This window comes from Rhodoferax sp. WC2427 (assembly GCF_040822085.1).
Lineage (GTDB): Bacteria > Pseudomonadota > Gammaproteobacteria > Burkholderiales > Burkholderiaceae_C > Rhodoferax_B.
On sequence record NZ_CP162006.1, the window covers coordinates 2,319,759 to 2,343,129 of the forward strand.

Annotated in this window: 19 protein-coding genes; 3 read left to right on the top strand and 16 right to left on the bottom strand. The window is 64.9% G+C overall.

What is annotated here, in order from left to right; all coding sequences use genetic code 11:
- Window positions 1-26 precede the first annotated feature (26 nt).
- Genes dctA through AB3G31_RS11020 form a run of 5 tightly spaced genes read right to left on the bottom strand, consistent with a single transcriptional unit; the run spans window position 27 to window position 5,587 of the window.
- Complete coding sequence (gene dctA / locus AB3G31_RS11000; protein WP_367850207.1) at window positions 27-1,346, bottom strand: C4-dicarboxylate transporter DctA; 1,320 nt, start codon at window positions 1,344-1,346, stop codon at window positions 27-29.
- A 21-nt stretch (window positions 1,347-1,367) separates the two neighbouring features.
- Window positions 1,368-2,714 (bottom strand): 3-carboxy-cis,cis-muconate cycloisomerase, encoded by a 1,347-nt coding sequence (pcaB, locus tag AB3G31_RS11005; RefSeq protein WP_367850208.1) that lies wholly within the window; start codon window positions 2,712-2,714, stop codon window positions 1,368-1,370.
- Window positions 2,715-2,733: 19 nt separating this feature from the next.
- Window positions 2,734-3,540, bottom strand: coding sequence for a CoA ester lyase (locus AB3G31_RS11010; protein WP_367850209.1), 807 nt, complete (start codon window positions 3,538-3,540; stop codon window positions 2,734-2,736).
- 3 nt (window positions 3,541-3,543) lie between these two features.
- Window positions 3,544-4,725 carry a CaiB/BaiF CoA transferase family protein gene (locus AB3G31_RS11015; protein ID WP_367850210.1) on the bottom strand — a complete coding sequence of 394 codons (1,182 nt, stop codon included), beginning with the start codon at window positions 4,723-4,725 and terminating at the stop codon, window positions 3,544-3,546.
- A 7-nt stretch (window positions 4,726-4,732) separates the two neighbouring features.
- Window positions 4,733-5,587 (bottom strand): MaoC family dehydratase N-terminal domain-containing protein, encoded by an 855-nt coding sequence (locus AB3G31_RS11020; protein ID WP_367850211.1) that lies wholly within the window; start codon window positions 5,585-5,587, stop codon window positions 4,733-4,735.
- An 81-nt stretch (window positions 5,588-5,668) separates the two neighbouring features.
- On the opposite strand from AB3G31_RS11020, the gene AB3G31_RS11025 reads away from it, so the two are divergent.
- The gene (locus tag AB3G31_RS11025; RefSeq protein ID WP_367850212.1) at window positions 5,669-6,586 is read left to right on the top strand and encodes a LysR substrate-binding domain-containing protein; all 918 of its coding nucleotides are present in this window, start codon (window positions 5,669-5,671) and stop codon (window positions 6,584-6,586) included.
- 68 nt (window positions 6,587-6,654) lie between these two features.
- Here AB3G31_RS11025 and AB3G31_RS11030 read toward each other — a convergent pair whose 3' ends face one another.
- From AB3G31_RS11030 to AB3G31_RS11040, 3 genes are all read right to left on the bottom strand, one after another.
- A complete protein-coding gene (locus AB3G31_RS11030; RefSeq protein ID WP_367850213.1) occupies window positions 6,655-8,667 on the bottom strand; it encodes a 4-oxalomesaconate tautomerase in 2,013 nt (670 codons plus the stop codon).
- 4 nt (window positions 8,668-8,671) lie between these two features.
- Entirely contained in the window at window positions 8,672-9,622 is a 951-nt protein-coding gene (locus tag AB3G31_RS11035; RefSeq protein ID WP_367850214.1) for a Bug family tripartite tricarboxylate transporter substrate binding protein, read from the bottom strand.
- 214 nt (window positions 9,623-9,836) lie between these two features.
- On the bottom strand, window positions 9,837-10,631 hold the full coding sequence (locus AB3G31_RS11040) for an SDR family NAD(P)-dependent oxidoreductase (protein WP_367850215.1): 795 nt from the start codon (window positions 10,629-10,631) through the stop codon (window positions 9,837-9,839).
- Between the two features lie 107 nt (window positions 10,632-10,738).
- Between AB3G31_RS11040 and AB3G31_RS11045 the strand changes: the two genes are divergently transcribed.
- Window positions 10,739-11,308, top strand: a complete 570-nt coding sequence (locus AB3G31_RS11045; RefSeq protein WP_367850216.1) for a TetR/AcrR family transcriptional regulator — start codon at window positions 10,739-10,741, stop codon at window positions 11,306-11,308.
- 66 nt (window positions 11,309-11,374) lie between these two features.
- Here the strand turns inward: AB3G31_RS11045 and AB3G31_RS11050 are convergent, their stop codons facing one another.
- The 8 genes from AB3G31_RS11050 to ppk2 form a co-directional block, all read right to left on the bottom strand.
- A complete protein-coding gene (locus tag AB3G31_RS11050; protein ID WP_367850217.1) occupies window positions 11,375-12,094 on the bottom strand; it encodes a FadR/GntR family transcriptional regulator in 720 nt (239 codons plus the stop codon).
- A 35-nt stretch (window positions 12,095-12,129) separates the two neighbouring features.
- A complete protein-coding gene (locus tag AB3G31_RS11055; RefSeq protein ID WP_367850218.1) occupies window positions 12,130-13,650 on the bottom strand; it encodes an alpha-N-arabinofuranosidase in 1,521 nt (506 codons plus the stop codon).
- A 40-nt stretch (window positions 13,651-13,690) separates the two neighbouring features.
- The gene (locus tag AB3G31_RS11060) at window positions 13,691-15,022 is read right to left on the bottom strand and encodes an extracellular solute-binding protein (protein WP_367850219.1); all 1,332 of its coding nucleotides are present in this window, start codon (window positions 15,020-15,022) and stop codon (window positions 13,691-13,693) included.
- Between the two features lie 74 nt (window positions 15,023-15,096).
- Window positions 15,097-15,933, bottom strand: coding sequence for a carbohydrate ABC transporter permease (locus AB3G31_RS11065; protein ID WP_367850220.1), 837 nt, complete (start codon window positions 15,931-15,933; stop codon window positions 15,097-15,099).
- Window positions 15,930-16,826 carry a carbohydrate ABC transporter permease gene (locus AB3G31_RS11070; protein ID WP_367850221.1) on the bottom strand — a complete coding sequence of 299 codons (897 nt, stop codon included), beginning with the start codon at window positions 16,824-16,826 and terminating at the stop codon, window positions 15,930-15,932. Before AB3G31_RS11070 ends, AB3G31_RS11065 begins: the two co-directional genes overlap by 4 nt.
- 7 nt (window positions 16,827-16,833) lie before the next feature.
- A complete protein-coding gene (locus AB3G31_RS11075; RefSeq protein ID WP_367850222.1) occupies window positions 16,834-17,916 on the bottom strand; it encodes an ABC transporter ATP-binding protein in 1,083 nt (360 codons plus the stop codon).
- Between the two features lie 275 nt (window positions 17,917-18,191).
- Window positions 18,192-19,388 carry an amino acid aminotransferase gene (locus tag AB3G31_RS11080; RefSeq protein WP_367850223.1) on the bottom strand — a complete coding sequence of 399 codons (1,197 nt, stop codon included), beginning with the start codon at window positions 19,386-19,388 and terminating at the stop codon, window positions 18,192-18,194.
- Between the two features lie 206 nt (window positions 19,389-19,594).
- A complete protein-coding gene (ppk2, locus tag AB3G31_RS11085) occupies window positions 19,595-20,770 on the bottom strand; it encodes a polyphosphate kinase 2 (protein ID WP_367850224.1) in 1,176 nt (391 codons plus the stop codon).
- Window positions 20,771-21,056: 286 nt separating this feature from the next.
- Here ppk2 and uvrB point away from each other — a divergent pair, with 286 nt between their 5' ends.
- The gene (uvrB, locus tag AB3G31_RS11090; RefSeq protein WP_367850225.1) at window positions 21,057-23,165 is read left to right on the top strand and encodes an excinuclease ABC subunit UvrB; all 2,109 of its coding nucleotides are present in this window, start codon (window positions 21,057-21,059) and stop codon (window positions 23,163-23,165) included.
- Window positions 23,166-23,371: the final 206 nt, after the last annotated feature.

A 23,371-nucleotide genomic window follows, 5' to 3' on the forward strand; every position in this document is an offset into this window, starting at 1 on the left:
CGCTGCGCCACAGCCCCCGGATGGACTTACGCTGGCAGGTGGTGGCCGTGGGGCAGGTCGGGGTTGTCCAGCGTCAGCTCGGGCTCCACATACCCGGCATCCAGCTCGCGGTGCAGCACTTCGCGGTCGCAGGCTTTCTCCCAGATCGACACCACCACGCAGGCCACGGCGTTGCTCATGGTGCTGGTCAGGGCGCGGGCTTCGGACATGAAGCGGTCTACTCCCACAATCAGCGCCACCCCGGCCACCGGCAGGTCGGGCATCACGGTCAGCGTGGCCACCAGGGCGACGAAGCCGCTGCCGGTCACGCCCGCCGCGCCCTTGGAGGTCAGCAGCATCAGCCCCAGCATGGCACCGATCTGGCCCCTGCTGAGCGTGATGTCGCAGGCCTGGGCGATGAACAGCGAGGCCAGCGTCAGGTAGATGGCCGTGCCGTCCAGGTTGAAGGAGTAGCCGGTGGGCAGCACCAGGCCGACCACGCCCTTTTTGCAGCCCAGGCGCTCCAGCTTCATCAGCAGGCGCGGCAGCACCGGTTCGCTGGACGAGGTGCCCAGCACCACCAGCAGCTCTTCGCGGATGTAGCGCAGCAGTTTCCACAGCGGGAAGCCATGCATGCGGGCCAGCAGACCCAGCACCACCACCACAAAGAAGATGCAGGCGGTGTAGAAGGTGCCGATCAAAAAGCCCAGCGAACCGATGGACTTGATGCCGTAGCGCCCCACGGTAAAGGCCATGGCCCCGAACGCGCCCACCGGGGCCAGGCGCATCAGCAGGCCAAACACCGAAAACAGCATCTCCGAGAAGCCATCAATCGCCTCCATCACCGTCTGCCCGGCGCGGCCGATGCGGCTCAGGCCAAACCCGCACAGCACGGCCAGCAGCAGCACCGGCAGCACCTCGCCCTCGGCAAACGCGCCAAAGAAGGACTGCGGAATGATGTGCATCATGAATTCCACAAAGCCCTTGGGCGGCTCCTTGCCGCCAAACTTGGCGGCCACGCCGGGGTCGAGCAGCTTGGGGTCGATGTGCATGCCCGCGCCGGGTTGCAGCAACAGCACCGCCGCCAGCCCGGTGAGCAGCGCCAGGATGGTCAGCACGTAGAACAGGCCCATGGACTTGAGCAGGGTTTTGCCGATTTCCTTGGAGTCGTTGAGCGAGGTGATGCCGCTGACGATGGTACAAAACACCACCGGCGCAATCATCATCTTGACCAGCTTGACGAAGCCGTCGCCCAGGGGCTTGAGCGAGGCACCAAATTCGGGCCAGTAGTGGCCCACGGTGATGCCCAGGGCCAGGCCGATCAAGACCTGGACGTACAGCAGTTTGAATAGTTTTTTGACTTGCATGTTTGTCTCCAGATATAAGTTTTATGGGCGAAGGTGGGCCAGCACCTGGTCCACCATCACGCCCGCCTGGCCCAGGTAGTTGGCGGGGTCGCAGAAGGCATCCAGCTGGGCACGGCTCACATGGGCGTTGATTTCGGGGTGGGCGGCCAGAATCTCGACCAGCGGGCGTTGTTGTTTCAAGGCTTCGCGGCACAGCTCATACACCAGGTCGTGGGCGTATTCGCGGCCAATGAAGGGGCCCAGGCCCATCATCACGGCCTCGGACATCACCAGGCCGTGGGTCATGTCGATGTTGCGGCGCATCTGCACCGTGTCTACCTCCAGCCCGGCCAGCACAAACTTGGTCTGTTTGAGCGCACCCGACATGAGGCAGAAGATTTCGGGCAGCGACACCCATTCGATCTCCCACGGGCCGGTGGAGCGCTCGTGGTCGGCCACCATCGCGTCCATCAGCGCGGCGGCATGCTGGCGCGCCACCGAAATGTTGGCGTGGATGTACAGGCAGGAGATGGGGTTGCGCTTTTGCGGCATGGTGCTGGACGAGCCGCGGCCCGGGGCGTAGGGCTCAAACACCTCGGCCACCTCGGTTTGCATCATCAGCTTCACGTCCATGGCGATCTTGCCCAGCGAGCCGCCGACCAGGGCCAGAAAGGCCCCCACTTCGGCGATGGTGTCGCGCACCGTGTGCCAGGCGATGGGCGGGCAGGCCAGGCCCAGCTCGGCCATCAGCCCGGCTTGGGTCTCCATGGCGCCTTTTTCCAGCGAGGCCAGCGTGCCCGCCGCGCCGCCGAACTCGCCCATGAAGACCCGTGGTTTGAGCTGCTCCAGCCGCTCGCGGTGGCGCTCGATACCGGCCAGGATGCTGGCGGTTTTGAAGCCGAAGGTGATGGGAATCGCCTGCTGCAGGTTGCTGCGGCCAATGATGGGCGTGTCGCGGTATTTGCGGCTCAGGTCGGCCAGCGAGTCGGAAATGGCCTTCAGGTCCGCCTCCACCAGCGCCAGGCCTTCGCGCATTTGCAGCACGGTGGCGGTGTCGGTGATGTCCTGGGTGGTCGCGCCCCAGTGGCAGTACTCGCCCAGCTTGTCGCGGCAGTTGGCGTTGATCTGGTTAACCACGGCGATGATGGGGTAGCCGATCTGCTCGGTCTTGGCCTTGAGTTGCGCCCAGTCGATCATGTCGAGGCGGCAGTTTTGGACGATCTCGTCCGCCGCCTCCTGCGGAATGATGCCGAGCTGGCCCTGCACCTTGGCCAGGGCGCGTTCAATGTCCAGGTACTTGGCGGTGCGGTTCTCGTCGGACCAGACGGCGCGCATTTTTGCGTCGCTGAAGATGTCGCCAAAGATGCGCGAGTCGATGATGGATGCCATGGGGTTATCTCCTTGAGGATCAAGTGGGGGATGTGAGGGAAGTGGTTGCCAGCAGGCGCTGGGCTTTGAGCAGTACAGGCCGGTCGACCATTTGCCCGTCCAGTTGCAGCGCGCCCGTGGGATTGCCGCTGTAGGCGGCTTGAACGCGGGCGGCCCAGGCCAGGTCGGCGGCGCTGGGGGCCAGGGCGGCGCGCACGGCGGCCACCTGGCTGGGGTGGATGCACAGCTTGGCTTTGAGCCCCAGACGTTGGGCATGGGCCATGTCTGCCGCTACTACAGCGGCATCCAATGCAACAGTGACTCCAGCCACCGGGGCGGGCAGGTCTGCGGCGCGGCTGGCCAGGGCGAGGTGCACCGCCGCCATGTCCAGCGCCGGGCTGTCGTTGGGCAGGTCCAGATCCAGCGCGTAGTCGATGCTGCCGAAAGCCAGCCGGGCTACGCCGGGCGCGGCTGCAATCGCCTGCGCCGCCAACAAGCCGCGTGCGCTTTCAATCAGCGCCAGCACCGTGCCGTGGTGGACGGCTTTCAGGTCCGCGATCTGCGCAGCCGACTCGGCCTTGGCCAGCATCACGCAGGGCAGGGCGCAGGCTTTTAGCAACTCCAAATCGTCTGCATAAAACGCGCTGTGGGCATCGTTGATGCGTAGCAGTACCCGCGTGGTGTCTGCCGTGGCATGCCATTCGGCAAAGGCGCGGCGGGCCTGGGGCTTGTCGGCTGGCAGCACGGCATCTTCCAGGTCCACAATGATGCGGTCGGCCCCACTGGCCAGCGCCTTGGCAAAGCGCTCGGGGCGGTTGCCGGGTACGAACAAATAGGTTTGTTCCATGGCTTACACCGTGCCTGCATTGCGCAGCGCGGCGACCTGCTCGGCGCTGTAGCCTTGGCCTGCCAAAATCGCCGCCGTGTGCTGGCCTAGCGCGGGCACGGCATCCATGCGCGGCGCAGCGGTGTGCCAGGAGCCCGGCGGCAGCAGGGCCGGGACGCGGCCCTGGGGCGTGTCCACCTCTGTCCAGCGATTGCGGGCTTTCAGCTGCGGATGCGACCACACCTCGGCCATGCTGTTGACCTGGGCGTTGGCGATGCTGGCCTGTTCCAGCCGCTCCACCACCTGGGCGGCGGTCAGGGTGGAAAAGGCCTGCACGATGAGGGCGGAGAGCTCGGCGCGGGCGGCGCTGCGTTTGGAATTGCTGGTGAAACGCTCGTCCGTAGCCAGGCCGGCCTGCAGCAGCACCTGCTCGCAAAAGCCCTTCCATTCGCGCTCGTTTTGCAGGCCCAGCATCACGGTTTTGCCGTCACCCGCCGGGAATGGGCCGTAGGGGTAGATGGTGGCGTGGCTAGCCCCCGAGCGGGGTGGCGGCGCGGCACCGTCGAACGCGTAGTACAGCGGGTAACCCATCCATTCGGTCAGCGATTCGAGCATGGACACGTCGATGTGCTGGCCCTGGCCGGTCTGCTGGCGCTGCATCAGCGCGGCCAGGATATTGGTGTAGGCATACATGCCCGCCGAGATGTCGGCAATCGACGGACCGGCTTTGGAGGGCGTATCCGGCGTGCCGGTCACCGACACAAACCCGGCCTCGCTCTGGATCAGCAGGTCGTAGGCCTTCTTGTCGCGGTAGGGGCCGTCCGCGCCGTAGCCGGAGATGTCGCAGACGATGATGTTGGGCCGTACTTTGCGCAGAGCATCAAACGACAAACCCAGTCGCGCCGCCGCGCCGGGGGCCAGGTTTTGCACCACCACGTCGGCTTCTTCGGTGATCAGGCGCAGCAGGATTTTTTGTGCTTCGGGGTCTTTTACATCGAGCGTCAGGCTCTCCTTGGAGCGGTTGGTCCAGACGAAGTGCGAGGCCAGGCCGCGCACCCGCTCGTCGTAGCCACGGGCAAAGTCGCCCACGCCGGGGCGTTCGATCTTGATGACGCGGGCGCCCAGGTCGGCCAGTTGCCGGGTGGCAAAGGGCGCGGCGATGGCGTGCTCCAGGGTGACGACGGTGATGCCTTTGAGGGGTTGCATGCTCTGTTTACTCCAAGATGGCGGTGGCATCCATGGTGAGAAAACCTTCGTGGTCACGCCCCCACAGATGGATAGTTTTTCCGTCGGCCGACGGCTCGCCGTGGACCGAGAACGGGTGGATGTCGAAGGTGGGCCGCACCGCCTTGAAAGCGAACTGCCGTACCCGTACTTCGGGCAGCTGGCGGCGCAGCAGGTCCATCAGCAGGGTGGCAATCAGCGGGCCGTGCACGATCAGGCCGGGGTAGCCTTCGACCGTGGTGACGTACTGGCGGTCGTAGTGGATGCGGTGGCCGTTGAAGGTCAGGGCCGAGTAGCGGAACAGCAGCACGTCGTCGGGCACGATGGCGCGGCTCCAGGCGGCGGTGGCCGGAGCCAATGCGGGGGGCGGGGCTATGTCGTCCGGCGAGGCGGCTGCGCGGTAGACGATGTTGTGGTGCTCGGTCAAGGCGACCTCGTGGCTGCCGTTGCGGCGCACTTCGTGGCGCACCTTGACGAAGACCAGGCTGCCGGTGCGCCCGGTTTTCTCCTGCACGTCGGCAATGGTGGAGGTGCGCTCCAGCGTGTCGCCCACCAGGAGCGGCTGGTGGAACACAAAGTCGCTGCCCGCCCACATGCGCCGGGGCAGCGGCACCGGGGGCATGAAGCCGCCGCGCTTGGCGTGGCCGTCGGCGCCGATGTCCGACTGGCGGTGCAGCGGCAAAAAGTACAGCCAATGCCACAGGCTGGGCAGGGGTGTGCCGGGCGCGGGCCGGTCGGCGGGCCAGTCCAATGTGGCCGACAGGGCGGCATACGGTGTGGGGGTGGCGGTGTCGGCCACCGTCTCGCTGCGGCCTATCCAGTCGGCTAATGTGTGTGTCTCCATGGCGTATCCTTGTGGGTGAATGCCGCAATGATCCGCACTGGGGGGCTATCCGCCAAGTGCAACTTTTAATACCATTGCTGCATGGCACGCATCAATTTCGACTTACAGCAACTGCAGGCCTTTGTGGCCGTGGCCGAGCGCGGCAGCTTCCGCGCGGCGGCCGACCAGATCCACCTGTCGCCCCCGGCGCTGAGCCGCCGCATCGACAAACTGGAAACCATCCTGGGCCACCGCCTGTTTAACCGCACCACCCGCGAGGTGGAGCTGACCAGCCTGGGCCGCGTCTTTCTGGAGCGCGCCCGCTCGGCGCTGGACGACCTGGAGTCGGCCCTGCTGGGAATTACCGACCTGGCCCCCAGCCGGGGCGGGCGGGTCACGGTGGCCTGTGTGCCGTCGGCGGCGCTGTACTTTTTGCCGGTGGCGCTGCGCAGCTTTCTGGAGCAGTACCCGGCCATCCGCATCCGCGTGGTGGACGAGAGCGTGAACCAGATGCTGTCGAGCGTGATTTCGGGCGAGGCCGACTTTGGCATCGGCTTCATGAGCACCCAGGTGCCCGAGGTGGCGTTTGAGCCCATCCACGACGACCCGTTTGTGCTGGCCATGCCGCGCCGCCACGCGCTGGCCGAGCGCAAGACCATCCGCTGGGCCGAGCTGGGGGATGAGCGGCTGATTTCGGTGGCCCGCAGCAGCGGCAACCGCCAGCTGCAGGACGACGCGCTGGCCAAGGCCGGGGTGAACCCCAGCTTTGCGTTTGAAGTGAGCCATGTCGCCACCTTGCTGGGCATGGTCGAAGCCGGCCTGGGCCTGGCCGCAGTGCCCCGCATGGCCCTGCCGCGCCAGCACGCCACCCTGGTCGGCGTGGCCCTGCGCGACCCGCCCATCGTGCGCAAGCTGGGGCTATTGACCCGGCATGGGGCCAGCCTGCGGCCTGCGGCAGAGGCGTTTCACCAACACCTGCGGGAGGCGCTGAAAAGCCCGAAGCCGTTGGATGTGCTATAAAATAATGAGCTTGTCACGCTGATGGAATAAGCGCAAGAGGCCGATTTAATGCCAAATCTTGGCGTGCATCAAACCTCTTCCACCGCTTGCCCTACCGGCATCTGCGCCCGCTGGGCCACCTCGCGCCATTTTGCGATTTCGCTGCGGACCAGCTGTTGTAGCTGGTCCGGGGTGCTGGTTTGCACGCGGGCACCGTCGGCGGCCATGCGGGCGACCAGCTCGGGGTCTTGCAGCACCGTGTTCAGGGCGGTGTTCAGCTCGGCCACCACCGCGGGCGGCGTGCCTGCCGGGGCAAACAGGGCGTACCACTGCGTCAGCTCCACGCCCGGCACGCCTTGCTCGGCCAGGGTGGGCACGTCGGGCAGGCCGGGCAGGCGCTCGGGTCCGGCCACGGCCAGGGCGCGCAGCTTGCCGCTGTGCAGGTAGGGTTGGGCGGTGAACAGGCTGGGGAACATCAGCTGGGTGCTGCCGCGCACCGTGTCGGCTATGGCCGGGGCGGCGCCAGGGTAGGTGTGGCCGCGCAGCGCGGCGCCTGCGTTCTGGTTGAACAGCTCGGCGGCGAAGTGCGGGGCGGTGCCGGTGCCTGCACTGGCGTAGGTAAACGGATGGCTGCGGGCCTGGGCGATCAGATCCGGCACGTCGCGTACCGGCAGCTCGGCATTCACCACCAGCAGGGTGGGCGAGTAGCCGATCAGCCCTACCGGGCAGAAGCCGCCCAGCGGGTCGTAACGCAGGCCTTCCAGCGCCGGGTGGATGCCGTGGGTGGCGATGTAGCCAAACAGCAGGGTCTGGCCATTGGGCGCGGCCGAGGCCACGTACTCGCAGGCCACGCTGCCGTGGGCGCCAGCGCGGTTGTCGATGTGCACGCTCTGGCCCAGCAAGGGCGAGAGTTTGCGCGCCAGGGCCCGGGCGATGGTGTCGTTGCCGCCGCCCGCGCTGGTAGGCACGATGATGCGGATGCTGGTGTCGGGCGCGGCCTGGGGTGCCAGGGCGGTGGTGTCTTGTGGGAACACATAGCTGGGCAGTTGCAACTGGCCCTGCAAGATCTTGCGGGCGGTGCGTACCAGGGCGGCGCGTTCCACCTGGGCAGATTCGCCCACGCCGACCACTTCCACCTCGATGTCGATCTGCCCCGCCGGGTGCAGCACCACCAGTGGGCGCTTGCCCGACGGTGTTCTTGCTCCGCTGGCTACGGTGCCGGGCAGGGCGAAGGCGGTGGCCACGCCAATCGCGCCGGTGACGGCGTGCGAGGCATGGCAGCGGCGCGGCGTGAAATAGCGCGAGGTGATGCTGTTGGCATCGTCCCCGGCGCTGACTAGCACCGGCTTGGGCACCACGCTGTCGGACACATCGCCCAGGCCCATGCGCGTGCCTGCCACCCGGCGCATGGCCTCGATGCGCTCCAGCAGGGCGGTGTTGGCATCCAGCTGGGCCGGGCGCTCGCGGCCCGTCAGGCCCAGGTCGGCGGCGCGCAGGACCATCAGCGGCATGGCAGCATCGATACAGGTGACCTCGATACCGTCGATGGTGTCGATGCGCTGGCCGGTGGGGAACAAATGGCCGGTGACCGCGCCCCAGGCATCCAGAAAGTTCAGCAGAATGGGCGCTGCCGTACCCGCCACACCGTCGATGCGGGCATCGCCCTCGTAGGTGACCACGCCCCCGGGGGTGCAGACGGTCACGTCGATGCAGGCACCGGTGTTGACGTTGTAGACGCGGGCGGTGGTGTGGCCGTCTTGGGCGGCGATCAAGCCCTGCTCGATGGCGAACGGCACCACGCCCGCCAGCATGTTGCCGCAGTTGGGCCGGGTGTCCACCGACTGGTGGCCTACGCCCACCTGGGCGAACAGATAGTCCACATCGCAGCCCGGCTGCTGCGAGCGCGAGACGATGGCCACCTTGCTGTTGAGCGTGCTGCCGCCGCCCAGGCCGTCGAGCTGCAGCGGGTCGGACGCGCCGATGGCCCCGATCAGCGCCTGGTCGCGCGCCTCGGTGCCCTCGGGCAGCCATTCGCGCAGAAAGAACGGGCCGCGCGAGGTGCCAGAGCGCATCAGCACGCAGGGTATGTTGAGGTTGACCATGGGATCAGTCGGCTTGTAGTTTGGCTTGCTGGACCACGCGCTTCCAGCGGGCCAGGTCGGACTTCACCAGCTCGGCCAGTTGCTCGGGTGTGCTGGCTTCCACGTCGGCCCCGTGGCCTTCGATGCGGGCGATGGTTTCCTTGTCGGCCAGCACCTGGTTCAGGGCGGCGTTGAGTTTGGCGATCACGTCCTTGGGGGTTTTGGCGGGCGCGAAGAGGGCATACCACTGGTCGACCTCCACGCCTTCGATGCCCAGTTCCTTGAGCGTGGGTACGTTGGGCAGCAGGGGCGAGCGCTTGGCTCCGGCAATCGCCAGGGCCTTGAGTTTGTCGGCCTTGACGTAGGGCAGCGCGGTGAACAGGCTGGGGAACATCAGCTGGGTTTGCCCGCCAATGGTGTCGGTGATGGCGGGGGCTGCGCCTTTGTAGGGCACGTGCAGCGGGTTGGTCTGGGTGGCCAGCTTGAAGAGCTCGGCGGCAAAGTGCGGAGCCGTGCCGTTGCCTGCAGAGGCGATGCTGAACTTGTCGGGCGTGGCCTTCATCAGGGCCACAAGCTCCTTCACGTCCTTGGCCTTGACGCTGGGGTTCATGACCATCAGTGTGGGGGAGTAGCCCACGCGGCCCACCGGCTCGAAGCTGGTGATCGGGTCGTAGCGCAGCTTTTGCAGCGCCGGGTTCATGGCGTGGGTGGCCACGTAGCCAAACATGAGGGTGTTGCCATCGGGCGCGGCGCGGGCCACCAGCTCGGCGGCAATGGCCCCGTTGGCCCCGGCCTTGTTGTCGATGATGACGGTCTGGTTCAGCACCAAGGCCAGCTTTTGCCCGATGGTGCGGGCCATGGCATCGTTGCCGCCACCGGCAGCGGTGGGCACCACGATGGTCAGCGGTTTGTCGTTGGCGGCGAAGGCCAGGCTGCTGCTGGCCAGCAGTGCGACGGCGGTGAGGGTTTTGAACAAGCGTGTCTCCTGGTGTTGAGAGGTGTGGCGGGGGCCACTGGCACGATTGTTGTTGCTGCACGCCGTGCAGTAAATTGCACTTTTTTAATCTATTGGTGCACGCTGTGCATTTGTCTAAAATGGCCTGGAATTGGCCTTTGCAAGCCTTTTAGCCTGCTACCGCCCATGGAATGGGCGGTAGCAGCTATCGGAAAGATAGCATGCCGCGGGGGTGTCAAGACAGGTAGCGCGGTGCCGGTTGGCTCAGCGACAGGTTGGGTCCCAGCTTGGCGCGGGCCGCACCCAGGGCCGCCCAGTCGGCGGCATCGGGCAGGGACGGGATGGTGATCAGCTCGTGGCGGTCCAGGCCGACCAGCGCGGCATCCACCATCGCTCCAGCTTCCATCACCATTTCGGCGGGGAAGTGGGCCAGGTCCATACCGGCGCGCTCCCAGATTTCGGTGCGCGTGGCACCCGGCAGCACGGCCTGCACCTGCACGCCGTGGGGGCTGGCTTCGGCGTGCAGGCTTTGCGTCAGGCTGAGCACATAGGCTTTGCTGGCGCTGTAGCTGGCGTTGAAGGTCTCGGGGGCCAGGGCCACCACCGAGGCAATGTTGATCAGGGTGCCTTGGCCGCGGGGCACAAAACGGGCCAGTGCCGCCGCCGCCAGCCGGGTCAGGGTGACCACGTTGAGCTGCACCATGGTGTCCACGCGGTCGATGTCCGATTCGGCCAGGGTGCCGTTGCTGGCGACACCCGCGTTGTTGACCAGCAGGGTGATGGCATCGTCGCTGCGCAGGCGCTGCTCAATGCGGGCTACGTCGGCCTTGGCGGTCAGGTCGGCGGGCAGCACTTCGACCTGCACGCCATGGGTGCTGCGCAGCCGGGCGGCCAGGGCTTCGAGGCGGGCCAGGTCGCGGGCGACCAGCAGCAGGTGGTAGCCGCGCTGGGCCAGGCGGTCGGCGTAGACCGCACCGATGCCGGTGGATGCGCCGGTGATGAGGGCGGTGCCGAGAGAAGAGGTGGTCATGGTGTGCTTTCAGAGGTGGTTTTTATATGACGGTCGTCATGATTGAATTATATGTTGATCGTCATATAAAATGTCAAGCATTCTTCTTTCCTTTTGAGAGTACGACCATGAAAGTCAGCCGCGAGCAAGCCAACGAGAACCGTGAACGCGTGCTGGGCGTGGCCGCGCAGCTGTTCCGCGAGCGGGGTTTTGACGGGGTCGGCCTGGCCGACATCATGAAAACCGCCGGGCTGACCCATGGCGGCTTTTATGGCCAGTTCAGCTCCAAAGACGATTTGCTGGCCCAGGCCAGCACCCGGGCGTTCGAGGGCGGCACGGCCTGGTGGCAGCAGATGGTGGCCGCCGCGCCCGAGCAGCCGCTGCAGGCCATCAGCGCGGCCTACCTGTCCACGGCCCACCGCGACCAGCCCGGCCAGGGCTGCTGGGTGGCGGCTTTGGGCTCCGAGGTGGCGCGCCAGTCGGCCCCGGTGCGCCGGGCGGTGACCGAAGGCATCCAGGCCATGGCCGCCATGCTGGCGCAGTGGATGCCGGGCCGCTCCAAAGCCGCCCAACGCGAGAAGGCGCTGGCCACCTATGCCGCCATGGTGGGCGCACTGGTGCTGGCGCGGGCGGTGGACGATGCGGCCCTGTCGGAAGAGATCTTGCAGGCCGTGGCGCGCACCACGGCAAAAATCTAGTGTGCTATATAAAAAGTAGCTGCTTGCGCTCAATACATAAGCGCTGGAAGCCTTTTAGATGCCCCATCAGGGTTTGACGGTGTAGGGCAGCAAACGGGCCTGCGATGCCGTCAGCAAATCCGTCATGGCCTTGGCGGCGGCATCGGGTTCGCGTGCCAGGATGTGGCGGTGCACGGCGGCGTGCAGGTCCAGGTCTTCGCTGGGGCGGGTGGCATGGCGCAGCAGGGTTTCGGACGACACCCGCAGCGCGGCCTTGATGCCGTTGCCAATGGTGATGAACATGCCGTTGCGCGACACCTCGATGATGGTCATGTGGAAGGCCAGGTCGGCCTCGGCGGCGGCGCGCACTTCGTTGGTGGTGTAGGCGGCCGCCAGCTCGTGGTAGCGGCGGTCCAGCAGCTGCATGTCGGCGGCGTTGCCCGCCCGGGCGGCCAGAAAGCAGGCGCGCGGCTCGAAGCACAGGCGCATCTCAAAAATATCTTCGATGATCTTGCTGTCGAACTGGGCGTGCAGCCGCCAGGCCAGGACGTCGCGGTCCAGCAGGTTCCAGTCGGAAAACGGCAGCACCCGCGTGCCGATTTTGGGCGACACGTCGATCAGCCGCTTGCTCGAGAGCTGCTTGATGGCTTCGCGCACGGTGGTGCGGCTGACCCCGTAGGCGCTGCACAGGTCGCTTTCCACCGGCAGCGCGTCGCCGGGCAGAAATTCACCGCCCACGACGCGCATGCCGATGATTTTGGCCACCTGGGCGGTCATGGTGCCGACCAGCGGTTCACGTTCAAACATGCGGTTTCCTTCTGGGGCATCGCGTGCCCCTTTTTTTATTTACGGCCCAGCGCGGTCGTCACGATCACGTTCCACGATCCGGGCTTCAACTCGGCCACGATGGTCTCGCCGTCTACCTGCACGTGGGGGTTATTTTCGGGCACAACGGTGTTGGGCGCGTCTTTGGTGTTGGTGGCCTTCATATTGCTGTGGTGCAGGGCCAGCGCGTGGTCCAGCGTGCGGGTGGTGCCCAGGCCGCGCAGTTCGATGCGCAGCTGCATGCTTTCGGTGAGGTGGCGGTTCAGCGCAAACACGGTGGTGGTGCCGGTGGCTTCGTCGTCCACCACGCAGGCGCACAGGTAGGGGATTTCCGGGTGGCTTTTGGCCTCGTAGCTGGGCGAGTCGATCACCGGGCGCAGCACCTTGCCGTGGGCAAAGCGGGTGGCCTGGGCGAAAGGGTAGAAGATGGTTTGGCGCCAGGCCGGGCCGCCGGGCTCGGTCATGATGGGGCCGATCACATTCACCAGTTGCGCCAGGCAGGCCACCTTGACGCGGTCGGCGTTGTTCATCATCACGATGAGCGCGCCGCCCACCACCAGGGCATCTTCGGTGTTGTAGATTTCTTCCAGCAGGCGGGGCGCTTGCGGCCAGCCGGGCTGGCGCAGGTCGTTGATGGAGCGGGCCTTGTACCAGACGTTCCACTCGTCAAACGACAGCATGATGCGCTTGGCCGAGTGCTTGCGCGCCGCCACGCCATCGGCCACGGCGACGATTTCCTTGATCGACTGGTCCATCTGCTCGATGCAGCCGAAAAACTCGGGCGTGGAGTCGCCGCGGTTTTCAAAATAGGTGTGCAGCGAGATGAAGTCCACGTCGTCAAAGCAGTGCTCCAGCACCGTGTCTTCCCACTGGCCGTAGGTGGGCATGTTGTGCGCCGACGAGCCGCAGGCGGCGAGTTGGATGGTCGGGTCCACCAGGCGCATGAGCTTGGCGGTCTCGTGGGCGATGCGGCCGTATTCTTCGGCGGTTTTGGAGCAAATTTGCCAGGGGCCGTCCATCTCGTTGCCCAGACACCAGAACTTGATGTCGTGCGGGGCGGCCACGCCATGCGACTTGCGCAGCTCGGACAGGGCGGTGCCGCCGGGGTGGTTGCAGTATTCGAGAAACTCGCGGGCCTCATTGGGGCCGCGCGTGCCCAGGTTCACGGCCCACATGGGTTCGATGTCGGTGGCGGCGCACCATTCCATGAATTCGTTGGTGCCAAACTGGTTGGTCTCGGTGGAGGCCCAGGCCAGGTCCAGGCGCACCGGGCGGTCAGCGGCAGGGCCGACACCGTCTTCCCAGTTGTAGCCGGAGACAAAGTTGCCGCCGGGGTAGCGCACGATGGTGGGGCCGAGCTCGCGGGTCAGCTCCATCACGTCGCCGCGAAAGCCGCGCTCGTCGGCCGTGGGGTGGCCGGGTTCGTAGATGCCGGTGTAGACCGCGCGGCCCAGGTGTTCGACAAAGCTGCCGAAGATGCGCCGGTCCAGCTCAGACACGGCGAAGTCGCGGTCTACGACCAGGCGGGTGGAGATCATGGTGTGCTTCCTGTGAAAAAAGGGGGGTGGGTGGAGGGGTTTAGCGGACGCTGGCCAGCAGCTTGTTGACGCGTTCTTCGGCCGACTTTTGCACTGCGTCGATCGGCTTTTTGGTCAGCAGCATGTTGACCATTTCTTCGCCCACAATGGCTTCGATGGCGCGCTGGCGCGGCACATTGCTGGGCACCGACACACCGATGCTGCTGATCTCCAGGATGTTGCTGCGGAACGGCAGCTTCTTGAAGTCGTCGCGGGCGGTGGCGGTGCTGTTGGCGGGCAGGTGGCCGGTGCGGGCCCACTCGTAGTCGCGCTCCCACAGGAACTTCATGAACGTCAGCGCGGCCTGGCGGGTCTTTTCATCCTTGGCACCGTTTTTGAGCATCACCCAGCTGTGGCCGTCGGCAAAGGCGGCTTTCTTGGCGTAGATCTTGGCGAAGGGCACGACCGAATAGCCGCCTTTCAGGGGCGAGTCGGCCTTGTCGGCCGCATCCACAAAGTCGCCAATCGTCCAGGTGCCGACGATGTGCACGCCGACATCGCCATTGATGAAGGCCTGGTTGGCCGCGCCGTAGTCCATGTTGGGCTTGATCAGGCCCTCGGCGTACAGCGTGTTCATCAGCTCCAGCGCGTTGCGGGCGGGCTTGGAGTGCATGTCGATCTGCTTGCCGTTGGCGGCGAACAGCGTGCCGTTTTGCTGGGCCACCAGGGTCACCAGGTTGCGGAAGTTGGCGGCGGTATCCGAGGTAGGCCAGCCCAGGTAGGCCTTGCCGGTGGCGGCCTTGAACTTGCGGGCCTGGGCCAGCAGCTCTTCAGGGCTTTGCGGCAGGGTGGCCGAGCCGTCGGCGTTGGTCAGCCCGGCCTTCTTCATCAGGTTGCCGTTGATGTGCCACAGCCAGGACCAGGTGTCGAAGGGCAGGGCGTAGGTTTTGCCGCCGATCTGCGTGCCGCGTTTGGCCTGCTCGCTGAACTGGTCGGTACTGATGCCCACCGCCTTGAAGCTGTCGTCCAGCGGCTCCACCAGCTTGCGGGCCACGTAGTCGCCCAGCACGGACTCGTGCATCACGGTGATGGTGGGCACGTCTTTGGCCACGATGCGGGCGCTGAGTTGGTCGTAGTACGGGCCCCATTCGGCAATTTGCGGCTTGACCACGATGCCGTCTTTGTTGGTGGCGTTGAACTCGTTGATCAGCGTGGTGATGATGCCGCACTCGCCATGCGCCTTGCTGGCATCCACGGCCTTGCCGTAGTCGGCATCGCAGGCCCCGAAGAAGCGGGCCACGGTGATCTCGGTCTTGGCCTGGGCCGCGCACAGGGCGCTGGTGGTGGCCAGGGTGATTGCCACCAGGCTGGCGGCAATGGTTTTCAGTCTCATGCTTGTCTCCTCTTTGTCAGGCCGAAGCCATTTTTTGGATGTGCAGCGGATCGGCGCTGCCCCGTTGAAAATCTCTAGCGCACTGCGGTGCCCGCCACGGCGGTGACGATGTACTTCTGGAAAAACAGGTACAGGATGAACAGCGGCAGCCCGGCGAACACGGCCTGCGACATCAGGTAGCCAATGCCCTCGCTTTGGGCAAAGTTCGACTGGCTGGAGGCCAGCCCCAGGGTGATGGTGTACATCTCGGATTTGGAGGCCGACACCAGCGGCCAGAGGTAGTCGTTCCAGGCATTCAAAAAGGTGAAGATGCCCAGCGTGGCCTGCGCCGGTACCGACAGCGGCAGGATGATGCGCCAGAAGATCTTCAGGCGCGAGGCGTTGTCCAGCAGCGCGGCCTCTTCCAGCTCTACCGGAATGCCCCGGAAATACTGCGCCATCAAAAACACGCCAAACGGTGCAGCCAGCTTGGGCAAAATCAGCGCACTGTAGGTGTTGTGCATGTCCAGGTCGGCAAACAGGCGGTGCAGCGGCACCAGAATGGCCTGTTCGGGCACGGCCAGCCCGGCCAGCACGCAGGCAAACAGAATGCGCCGCCCGGGGAAGGTGGTGCGCGCAAAGCCGTAGCCCGCCAGCGAGGCAATCACCAGGGTCAAAAAGGTCTGCCCCAGCGAGACGATGGCACTGTTGAGCAGCCAGCGGAACACCTGCGAGGTACCCAGGATGTCGGTGTAGTTCTTCAGCGTGAACGGCGGCGCAAACAGCACGTCGGTGCGCGCCATCAGCGCTGCGTTAGGCTTGAACGACAGCATGAAGATCCAGAACAGCGGGGCCACCCACACACAGGCCAGGGCGATGGCGGCGGCCAGAATCAGCTTGTCGCCCCAGCCGGTTTTCAACATACGGCTCATGGTTTTTCTCCCCGTGCATCTTCAGTAGCGCGCTGGCGGCCCAGCCAGGCTTGCACGCTCACGCCGATCAGCATCAAGCCAAACAGCACCTGGGCCGAGGCGGCCGAATAGCCCAGCGCCCACTGGGTAAAGCCGGTCTCGTAAATGAACTGCACGATGGGCCGCGAGCTGTTGTTAGGCCCGCCCTGGGTCATCAGGTACGACTGGCCGAACAGCTGGAACTGCTGGATCACCTCGATCACGGCCACCAGCGCCACGGTGCGCTTAATAGACGGCAGGGTGATGGACACAAAGGTGCGCCACCGGCCTGCGTTGTCGAGCGCGGCGGCCTCGTACATCTCTTGCGGAATCTGCTGCAGCGCGGCCAGAAACAGCATCATCGGCAGGCCAATGATCCACCACACGGTGACCAGCGCTACCGACGGCAGGGCCAGCGATTCGGTGACCAGCGGGGCCAGCGGCTGCAGCCCGGCGCCCACCATCAGGTTCGACAGCAAGCCCTTGTCGGGCATCAGCACCAGCCGCCACACCAGGGTGACGATGGTGACCGACAGCACCGACGAGCCAAAAAAGATGGCGCGCAACGCGGCTCCGGTGCGCCCGGGCCGGTTCAAGGCCAGTGCCAGCGCCAGGCCCAGCGCCACGAACACGGGCGTGGTCATGGCCACGAAGTAGAAGGTGTTGCGCACCGCACCCAGGAAGATGTCGTCGTGCAGCAGGTCGGCGTAGTTTTTCAGGCCGACGAAGTCGCTGGTGTCGGCCAGCATGTCCACGTCGCGCAGGCTGAGCCACCAGCCCAGCACCAGCGGTAGCACCAGCAGCAGAACGTAGACCACCAGGTAGGGCAGAACGAACAGGCCGTTGAGCCAGTGTTTGGGTTGTTTGCGTGCCATGGTGGCCTCACTGCGGTGCATGGTGGGCCAGGCCCGCCGCGTCGAACACATGCAGGCGCGCGCTGTCGATGCGCAGCGCCACGGCTTCACCGGGGGCCACGCCGCTGTCGCGGTGCGCCTCGGCCACCACGTTGCTGCCGCCGGCCAGGCCCACATGCACCAGGGTGCGGTCGCCCAGGCGCTCCACCACGTCCACGCGACCTGGTAGCTCGCCCTGCGGGTCCAGCGTGATGGATTCGGCGCGAACGCCCAGCGTCAGCGGGCCTGCAGGCACATCCGCATCCCGCAGCGCGGTCTGGAACACGCTGCCGTGGGCGATGCGCAGGCACAGCCGGCCGTCCTGCGGGGCTGCGCGCTCGGTGTCCAGGAAGTTCATGGCAGGCTGGCCGATGAAGCCCGCCACAAACCGGGTGGCCGGGCGGCGGTAGATGTCCATGGGCGCGCCGATCTGCTCGATACGGCCCTTGTTCATCACCACGATGCGGGTGGCCAGTGTCATGGCCTCTACCTGGTCGTGGGTGACAAACACCATGGTGGACTGCAGGCGCTGGTGCAGCCGCGCCAGCTCGACCCGGGTGCGGGTGCGCAGGGCGGCATCCAGGTTGGACAGCGGCTCGTCAAACAAGAACGCGCTGGGGTTTTTGACGATGGAGCGGCCAATCGCCACCCGCTGGCGCTGCCCGCCCGACAGTTGACCGGGCTTGCGCTGCAGCAGGGCATCCAGCTCCAGCATGCGGGCCGCATCGGTGATGCGCGTGGCGATGTCCGTCTCGGCCAGGCCGATGTTGCGCATGCCGAAAGCCATGTTGTCGTACACGCTCATGTGCGGGTACAGCGCGTAGTGCTGGAACACCATGGCCACGCCGCGCTGGCCGGGCGGCAGGTCGGTCACGTCCTTGCTGTTGATGGTGATGCTGCCGCTGGTCACCGGCTCCAGCCCGGCCATCATGCGCAGCAGGGTGGATTTGCCGCAGCCCGAGGGGCCGAGGAACACCAGGAACTCGCCCTGCGCGATGTCCAGCGAAAGGTCGCTCATCACCACCACGTTGCCGTAGTGTTTACTGACCCGGTTCAGTTGAATGCCTGCCACGTCTTGTCTCCTGTCCAGAATGTCCAGGACCTACGCGAGCCCCTCTGTGCGCCCGGCGGGCGACAAAGAGGGTGCTGCGCAAATCCCATTGTCTTTGGTATTATGAAAGACGATTCTAGAAGGGCTTAGTTTGGACTGTCAACAAAGTTCGATGTTGCAGTGCAGCAAGCATTCGCATCAAATTTAAGGCATAAAAAAAGCTGCCTGCGCTTATCAGATAAGCACAGGCAGCTATTCATTTGGGAGCATTTCTGCCCCCGGACTCGCAGGGGCGCTTAGACCACCTTGGCGATCGACGCGCAGACGTAGTCGATGTTCTTGCTGTTCAGCGCGGCCACGCACATGCGGCCGGTGTCGGTGCCGTACACGCCGAACTCCTCGCGCAGGCGCACCATCTGGTCCTTGCTCAGGCCGGAGTAGCTGAACATGCCGATCTGCTGGGTGATGAACGACATGTCCTGCTTCACGCCAGCAGCCTTCAGGCCATCCACCAGCTTTTGGCGCATGGCCTTGATGCGCACGCGCATCTCGCCCAACTCTTGTTCCCACTGGGCGCGCAGCTCAGGGGTGTTGAGCACCGTGGCCACCACGGTCGCGCCGTGGATCTGCGGGTTGCTGTAGTTGGTGCGGATGCAGATCTTGAGCTGGCTCAGCACGCGGCTGGCTTCTTCCTTGGATTCGCACAGCACCGTCAAGGCACCCACGCGTTCGCCGTACAGGCTGAAGCTCTTGCTGAACGAGGTGGACACAAAAAAGCTCAGGCCGGCGGCCACAAACTTGCCAATAACGGCGCCGTCTTCTTTGATGCCATAGCCAAAGCCCTGGTAGGCCATGTCCAGGAAAGGGGTCAGATTGCGGGCCTTGACGACCTCGACCACCTGGTCCCACTGGGCGGCGGTGATGTCGTAACCCGTGGGGTTGTGGCAGCAGGCGTGCAGGACCACGATGGTGCCTGCTGCGGCGGCGTTCAACGAAGCCAGCATGCCGTCAAAGTTCACGCCGCGGGCGGCCGCGTCGTAGTAGGTGTAGCTTTCGACCTCGAAACCAGCGTTCTGGAACAGGGCGCGGTGGTTTTCCCAGCTAGGGTCGCTGATCATGACCTTGGCGTTGGGGCTGAGCTTCTTCAAGAAGTCGGCGCCAATCTTCAGGCCGCCGGTGCCGCCAATGCCTTGCACGGTAACCGCGCGGCCGGAGGTGACGGGTTCGGAATCGGCACCAAACACCAGGCCCTTGACGGCCGAGTCGTAGGCCGCCACGCCGTCGATCGGCAGGTAGCCGCGTGGCTTGGGCGCATCGGTCATTTGCTTTTCTACGGTTTGCACGCAGGCCAGCAGGGGCAGTTTGCCGTTGTCGTCGAAGTACACGCCCACGCCCAGGTTGACCTTGTTGGGGTTGGTGTCGGCATTGAATTGCTCGTTCAGGCCCAGAATCGGGTCGCGCGGTGCCATTTCGACGGCGGTAAACAGTGACATGGAAAAATCCTTTGGGGGGTTGTCAATAGCGGCTTGCCCGCTGAGAAGGGGCAACCGCGAATTTTAGCCGCCGCCACGCACGCCTCCGCAGACCCTTCTGCTGGGCACTACGCTTTTAATAGCTTCTTACGCTGATTTAATAAGCGCTAGAGCCCGATTTTATGTATATTTTTGGGGCGGTGAGGCCACCGCCCGTCTTGTGGGGTTCACAGCACGGCGGCTGGCTTCTCCCCGCGTTCGTAGACCACATGGGCCCGGCCCACAATCAGCGTGTCCAATTTACCCACCTGCCCCAGGTCCTTGCTGGTGGAGGGCAGCTTGTGGAGCACGTAGCGCATGGCGTTGAGCCGTGCCCGCTTTTTGCAGTCGCTCTTGATGACGGTCCACGGTGCCTCGGCGGTATCGGTCTCAAAGAACATGCCTTCCTTGGCTCGGGTGTAGTCGTCCCACTTGTCCAGGGATGCCAGGTCGATGGGGCTGAGCTTCCACTGCTTGAGGGGGTGCGATTCACGCTCCTTGAACCGGCGGCGCTGCTCCTTGCGGCTCACCGAGAACCAGAACTTGATCAGGTGCACGCCGCTGCGCACCAGGTGCCGCTCGAATTCGGGGGCCTGGCGCATGAATTCGGCGTACTCCGCGTCGGTGCAAAAGCCCATCACCCGCTCCACCCCGGCCCGGTTGTACCAGGAGCGGTCGAACATCACGATTTCGCCGACAGAGGGCAGGTGCTGCACATAGCGCTGGAAGTACCACTGGCCCCGCTCCAGTTCGGTGGGTTTTTCCAGGGCTACGACCCGCGCGCCCCGGGGGTTGAGGTGCTCCATGAACCGCTTGATGGCGCCGCCTTTGCCGGCCGCGTCGCGCCCCTCGAACAGGATCACCACGCGCTGCTTGGATTCCTTGACCCAGGCCTGCAGCTTGAGCAGTTCGACCTGCAGGCGGAACTTTTCTTTCTCGTAGGTGCTGCGGCGCATCAGGTGGCGGTACGGGTAGCCGCCTTCGCGCCAGTCGTCGGACAGGATGTCGTCTGGGTGCAGGCGCCCGCTGGCAGGGGGTGCCCCATCCTCCAGCGCCTTTTTCAAGGCCAGGCGGTCATCGTCCGATGCGCCTTCGATCAAGGCGCGCAGCGCAGCGGCCCGGTCGCCCGCTACGGCCCCGCCAGTGCCTTCGATGACCGACAACACCGCCGCCAACTGTTTGCCTTGTGCGGCCAGCACCGCTTCGCTGGACACCTCTTCGGCCAGCGGCAGCAGCGCCGTGGAGTCGACCGTGTCGCCCTGCGCCACCGTGCGTTGCACCGACCGGGCACCCCGCGCAGCGGCTGCACGCTTGGGCGCTGGCTTGGATTTTTTGGGTCCGGTTGACGGGCTCGCTGCAGCCATAGGCTAGTCTCCAATGGGTATTCCAGGGCTTATGCACCGCGCAATCCCCGGACCACACCAGTTTGCAGGCTCCCCGCCTGCATGGATTTGACCCATGTCAATGGTTTGGTGGCAATCCCGGTGAATTTTGGGCGCTGTATACCGGGCCAATCCCCACCGTGGTGCTGCTGGCCGCAGACCCACGGGAGCTAAGTGGATACCCCACTGTCCTATACAGTGTCGGGTTTTCCGTCGGTATCCAGCCGATGGTTCTGCTGGTGTTTCTGCCGCTTTGGAATCTGCGCCCATGACCGAGATCGTCTCCCTGTACCCGTCCACGTCGCCCGAGCAGCCCGAAGGCGAGTTCGTCAGCTTTCCCGGCTCGCCGTTCGAGCTGTTCATGCCGTACCCCCCCGCAGGCGACCAGCCCGAGGCCATCCGGCAACTGGTGGAAGGCGTGGGCGACGGTGAGGTGTTCCAGACCCTGCTGGGCGTGACCGGCTCGGGCAAGACCTTCACCATGGCCAATGTGATTGCCCGCCTGGGCCGTCCGGCCATCATTTTTGCGCCCAACAAGACGCTGGCCGCGCAGCTGTACAGCGAGTTCCGCGAGTTCTTTCCGAAGAACGCGGTGGAGTATTTCGTCAGCTACTACGACTACTACCAGCCCGAAGCGTATGTGCCGCAGCGCGACCTGTTCATCGAAAAAGACAGCGCCATCAACGAGCACATCGAGCAGATGCGTCTGAGCTGCACCAAGAGCGTTCTGGAGCGGCGCGACGTCATCATCGTGGCCACGGTGTCGGCCATTTACGGTATTGGCCAGCCCGAGGCCTACCACCAGATGGTGATGACGCTGCGCCACGGCGACAAGATGGGCCAGCGCGACGTGATCGCCCAGCTCATCCGCATGCAGTACCAGCGCAACGACATGGAGTTCAGCCGCGGCAAGTTCCGGGTGCGCGGCGACACCATCGACGTGTTTCCGGCCGAGCACTCCGAGCTGGCCATCCGTATCGAGCTGTTTGACGACGAGATCGACAGCCTGCAGCTGTTCGACCCGCTCACCGGCCGTATCCGCCAGAAGATTCCGCGCTTCACCGTCTACCCCAGCAGCCACTATGTGACCCCGCGCGACAAGGTGCTGGCTGCGGTGGAAACCATCAAGATGGAGCTGAGCGACCGGCTCAAAGAGCTGGTCGGCATGGGCAAGCTGGTGGAGGCGCAGCGGCTGGAGCAGCGCACCCGGTTTGACCTGGAAATGCTCACCGAGATCGGCCACTGCAAGGGCATCGAGAACTACACCCGCCACCTCAGCGCCGCGCTGCCCGGCATGCCGCCGTCCACGCTCACCGACTACCTGCCCAAGGACGCGCTGATGTTCCTGGACGAAAGCCACATCCTCATCGGCCAGTTCGGCGGCATGTACAACGGCGACAGGGCGCGCAAGACCACGCTGGTGGAATATGGCTTTCGCCTGCCCAGCGCGCTGGACAACCGCCCGCTGAAGTTCGAAGAGTTCGAGACCAAGATGCGCCAGGCGGTGTTCGTCTCGGCTACGCCCGGCAACTGGGAAAAAGAACACACTGGCCAGGTGGTAGAGCAACTGGTGCGCCCCACCGGCCTGGTCGATCCGCAGGTGGAAGTGCGCCCGGCCACCCACCAGGTGGACGACGTGCTGCAGGAAATCCGCATCCGCGTGGAAAAGAGCGAACGCGTCTTCATCACCACGCTGACCAAGCGCATGGCCGAGCAGCTGACCGACTACCTGACGGAAAACGGCGTGAAAGTGCGCTACCTGCACAGCGATGTGGACACGGTGGAGCGGGTGGAGATTTTGCGCGACCTGCGCCTTGGCACCTTTGACGTGCTGGTCGGCATCAACCTGCTGCGCGAAGGTCTGGACGTGCCCGAGGTGTCGCTGGTGGCAATTCTTGATGCCGACAAGGAAGGCTTTTTGCGCTCCGAGCGTTCGCTGATCCAGACCATTGGCCGGGCTGCCCGCAACCTGAATGGCCGGGCGATTTTGTACGCCGACAAGGTGACCGAATCCATGCGCAAGGCCATCGACGAGACCGAACGCCGCCGCACCAAGCAGATCGCCCACAACCTGGCGCAGGGCATCACCCCGCGCAGCATCGTCAAACAGGTGAAGGACCTGATCGACGGCGTGTACAGCGAGAAGTCAGGCCGTGAGGCCGAAAAGTTGGCGCAGGACGCGATCCAGCGCGCCAAGGTGGAAGACATGGGCGAGAAAGACATCGCCCGCGAAATCAAGCGGCTGGAAAAGCTGATGCTGGAGCACGCCCGCAACCTCGAATTCGAAAAAGCCGCCCGGGTACGCGACCAATTGGCGGTGCTCAAGACCCAGGCTTTCGGCGCTTCGGGGCACGACAACATTGCCGTGGGAAACTAATCGTTCTAAAATAAGACCGGTCAGTATGCTTACCCGACGAATTCGATAGGCTTCTTTGCTATAATGGCATCTGTCAATAAATAAAAACCAGAAGTTGAGGGTGGCTACCGTGACTTAAACACGGAAGCACGCTGGAGGAAGCGGAAGTAAGACTGGCTCAACCCGGTCTTGGTTCCATGTTTAACCCCAGTACTGCCTACAAGAGG

Excerpts from the sequence above, each read along its gene's own strand:
- dctA (WP_367850207.1), bottom strand. The coding sequence starts at position 1,346 with ATGCAAGTCAAAAAACTATTCAAACTGCTGTACGTCCAGGTCTTGATC.
- AB3G31_RS11015 (WP_367850210.1), bottom strand. The coding sequence starts at position 4,725 with ATGCAACCCCTCAAAGGCATCACCGTCGTCACCCTGGAGCACGCCATC.
- AB3G31_RS11050 (WP_367850217.1), bottom strand. The coding sequence starts at position 12,094 with ATGTTTGAACGTGAACCGCTGGTCGGCACCATGACCGCCCAGGTGGCC.
- pcaB (WP_367850208.1), bottom strand. The coding sequence starts at position 2,714 with ATGGCATCCATCATCGACTCGCGCATCTTTGGCGACATCTTCAGCGAC.
- AB3G31_RS11025 (WP_367850212.1), top strand. The coding sequence starts at position 5,669 with ATGGCACGCATCAATTTCGACTTACAGCAACTGCAGGCCTTTGTGGCC.
- AB3G31_RS11060 (WP_367850219.1), bottom strand. The coding sequence starts at position 15,022 with ATGAGACTGAAAACCATTGCCGCCAGCCTGGTGGCAATCACCCTGGCC.
- AB3G31_RS11065 (WP_367850220.1), bottom strand. The coding sequence starts at position 15,933 with ATGAGCCGTATGTTGAAAACCGGCTGGGGCGACAAGCTGATTCTGGCC.
- AB3G31_RS11040 (WP_367850215.1), bottom strand. The coding sequence starts at position 10,631 with ATGACCACCTCTTCTCTCGGCACCGCCCTCATCACCGGCGCATCCACC.
- AB3G31_RS11080 (WP_367850223.1), bottom strand. The coding sequence starts at position 19,388 with ATGTCACTGTTTACCGCCGTCGAAATGGCACCGCGCGACCCGATTCTG.
- AB3G31_RS11055 (WP_367850218.1), bottom strand. The coding sequence starts at position 13,650 with ATGATCTCCACCCGCCTGGTCGTAGACCGCGACTTCGCCGTGTCTGAG.
- AB3G31_RS11020 (WP_367850211.1), bottom strand. The coding sequence starts at position 5,587 with ATGGAGACACACACATTAGCCGACTGGATAGGCCGCAGCGAGACGGTG.
- AB3G31_RS11070 (WP_367850221.1), bottom strand. The coding sequence starts at position 16,826 with ATGGCACGCAAACAACCCAAACACTGGCTCAACGGCCTGTTCGTTCTG.
- uvrB (WP_367850225.1), top strand. The coding sequence starts at position 21,057 with ATGACCGAGATCGTCTCCCTGTACCCGTCCACGTCGCCCGAGCAGCCC.
- ppk2 (WP_367850224.1), bottom strand. The coding sequence starts at position 20,770 with ATGGCTGCAGCGAGCCCGTCAACCGGACCCAAAAAATCCAAGCCAGCG.
- AB3G31_RS11010 (WP_367850209.1), bottom strand. The coding sequence starts at position 3,540 with ATGGAACAAACCTATTTGTTCGTACCCGGCAACCGCCCCGAGCGCTTT.
- AB3G31_RS11045 (WP_367850216.1), top strand. The coding sequence starts at position 10,739 with ATGAAAGTCAGCCGCGAGCAAGCCAACGAGAACCGTGAACGCGTGCTG.
- AB3G31_RS11030 (WP_367850213.1), bottom strand. The coding sequence starts at position 8,667 with ATGGTCAACCTCAACATACCCTGCGTGCTGATGCGCTCTGGCACCTCG.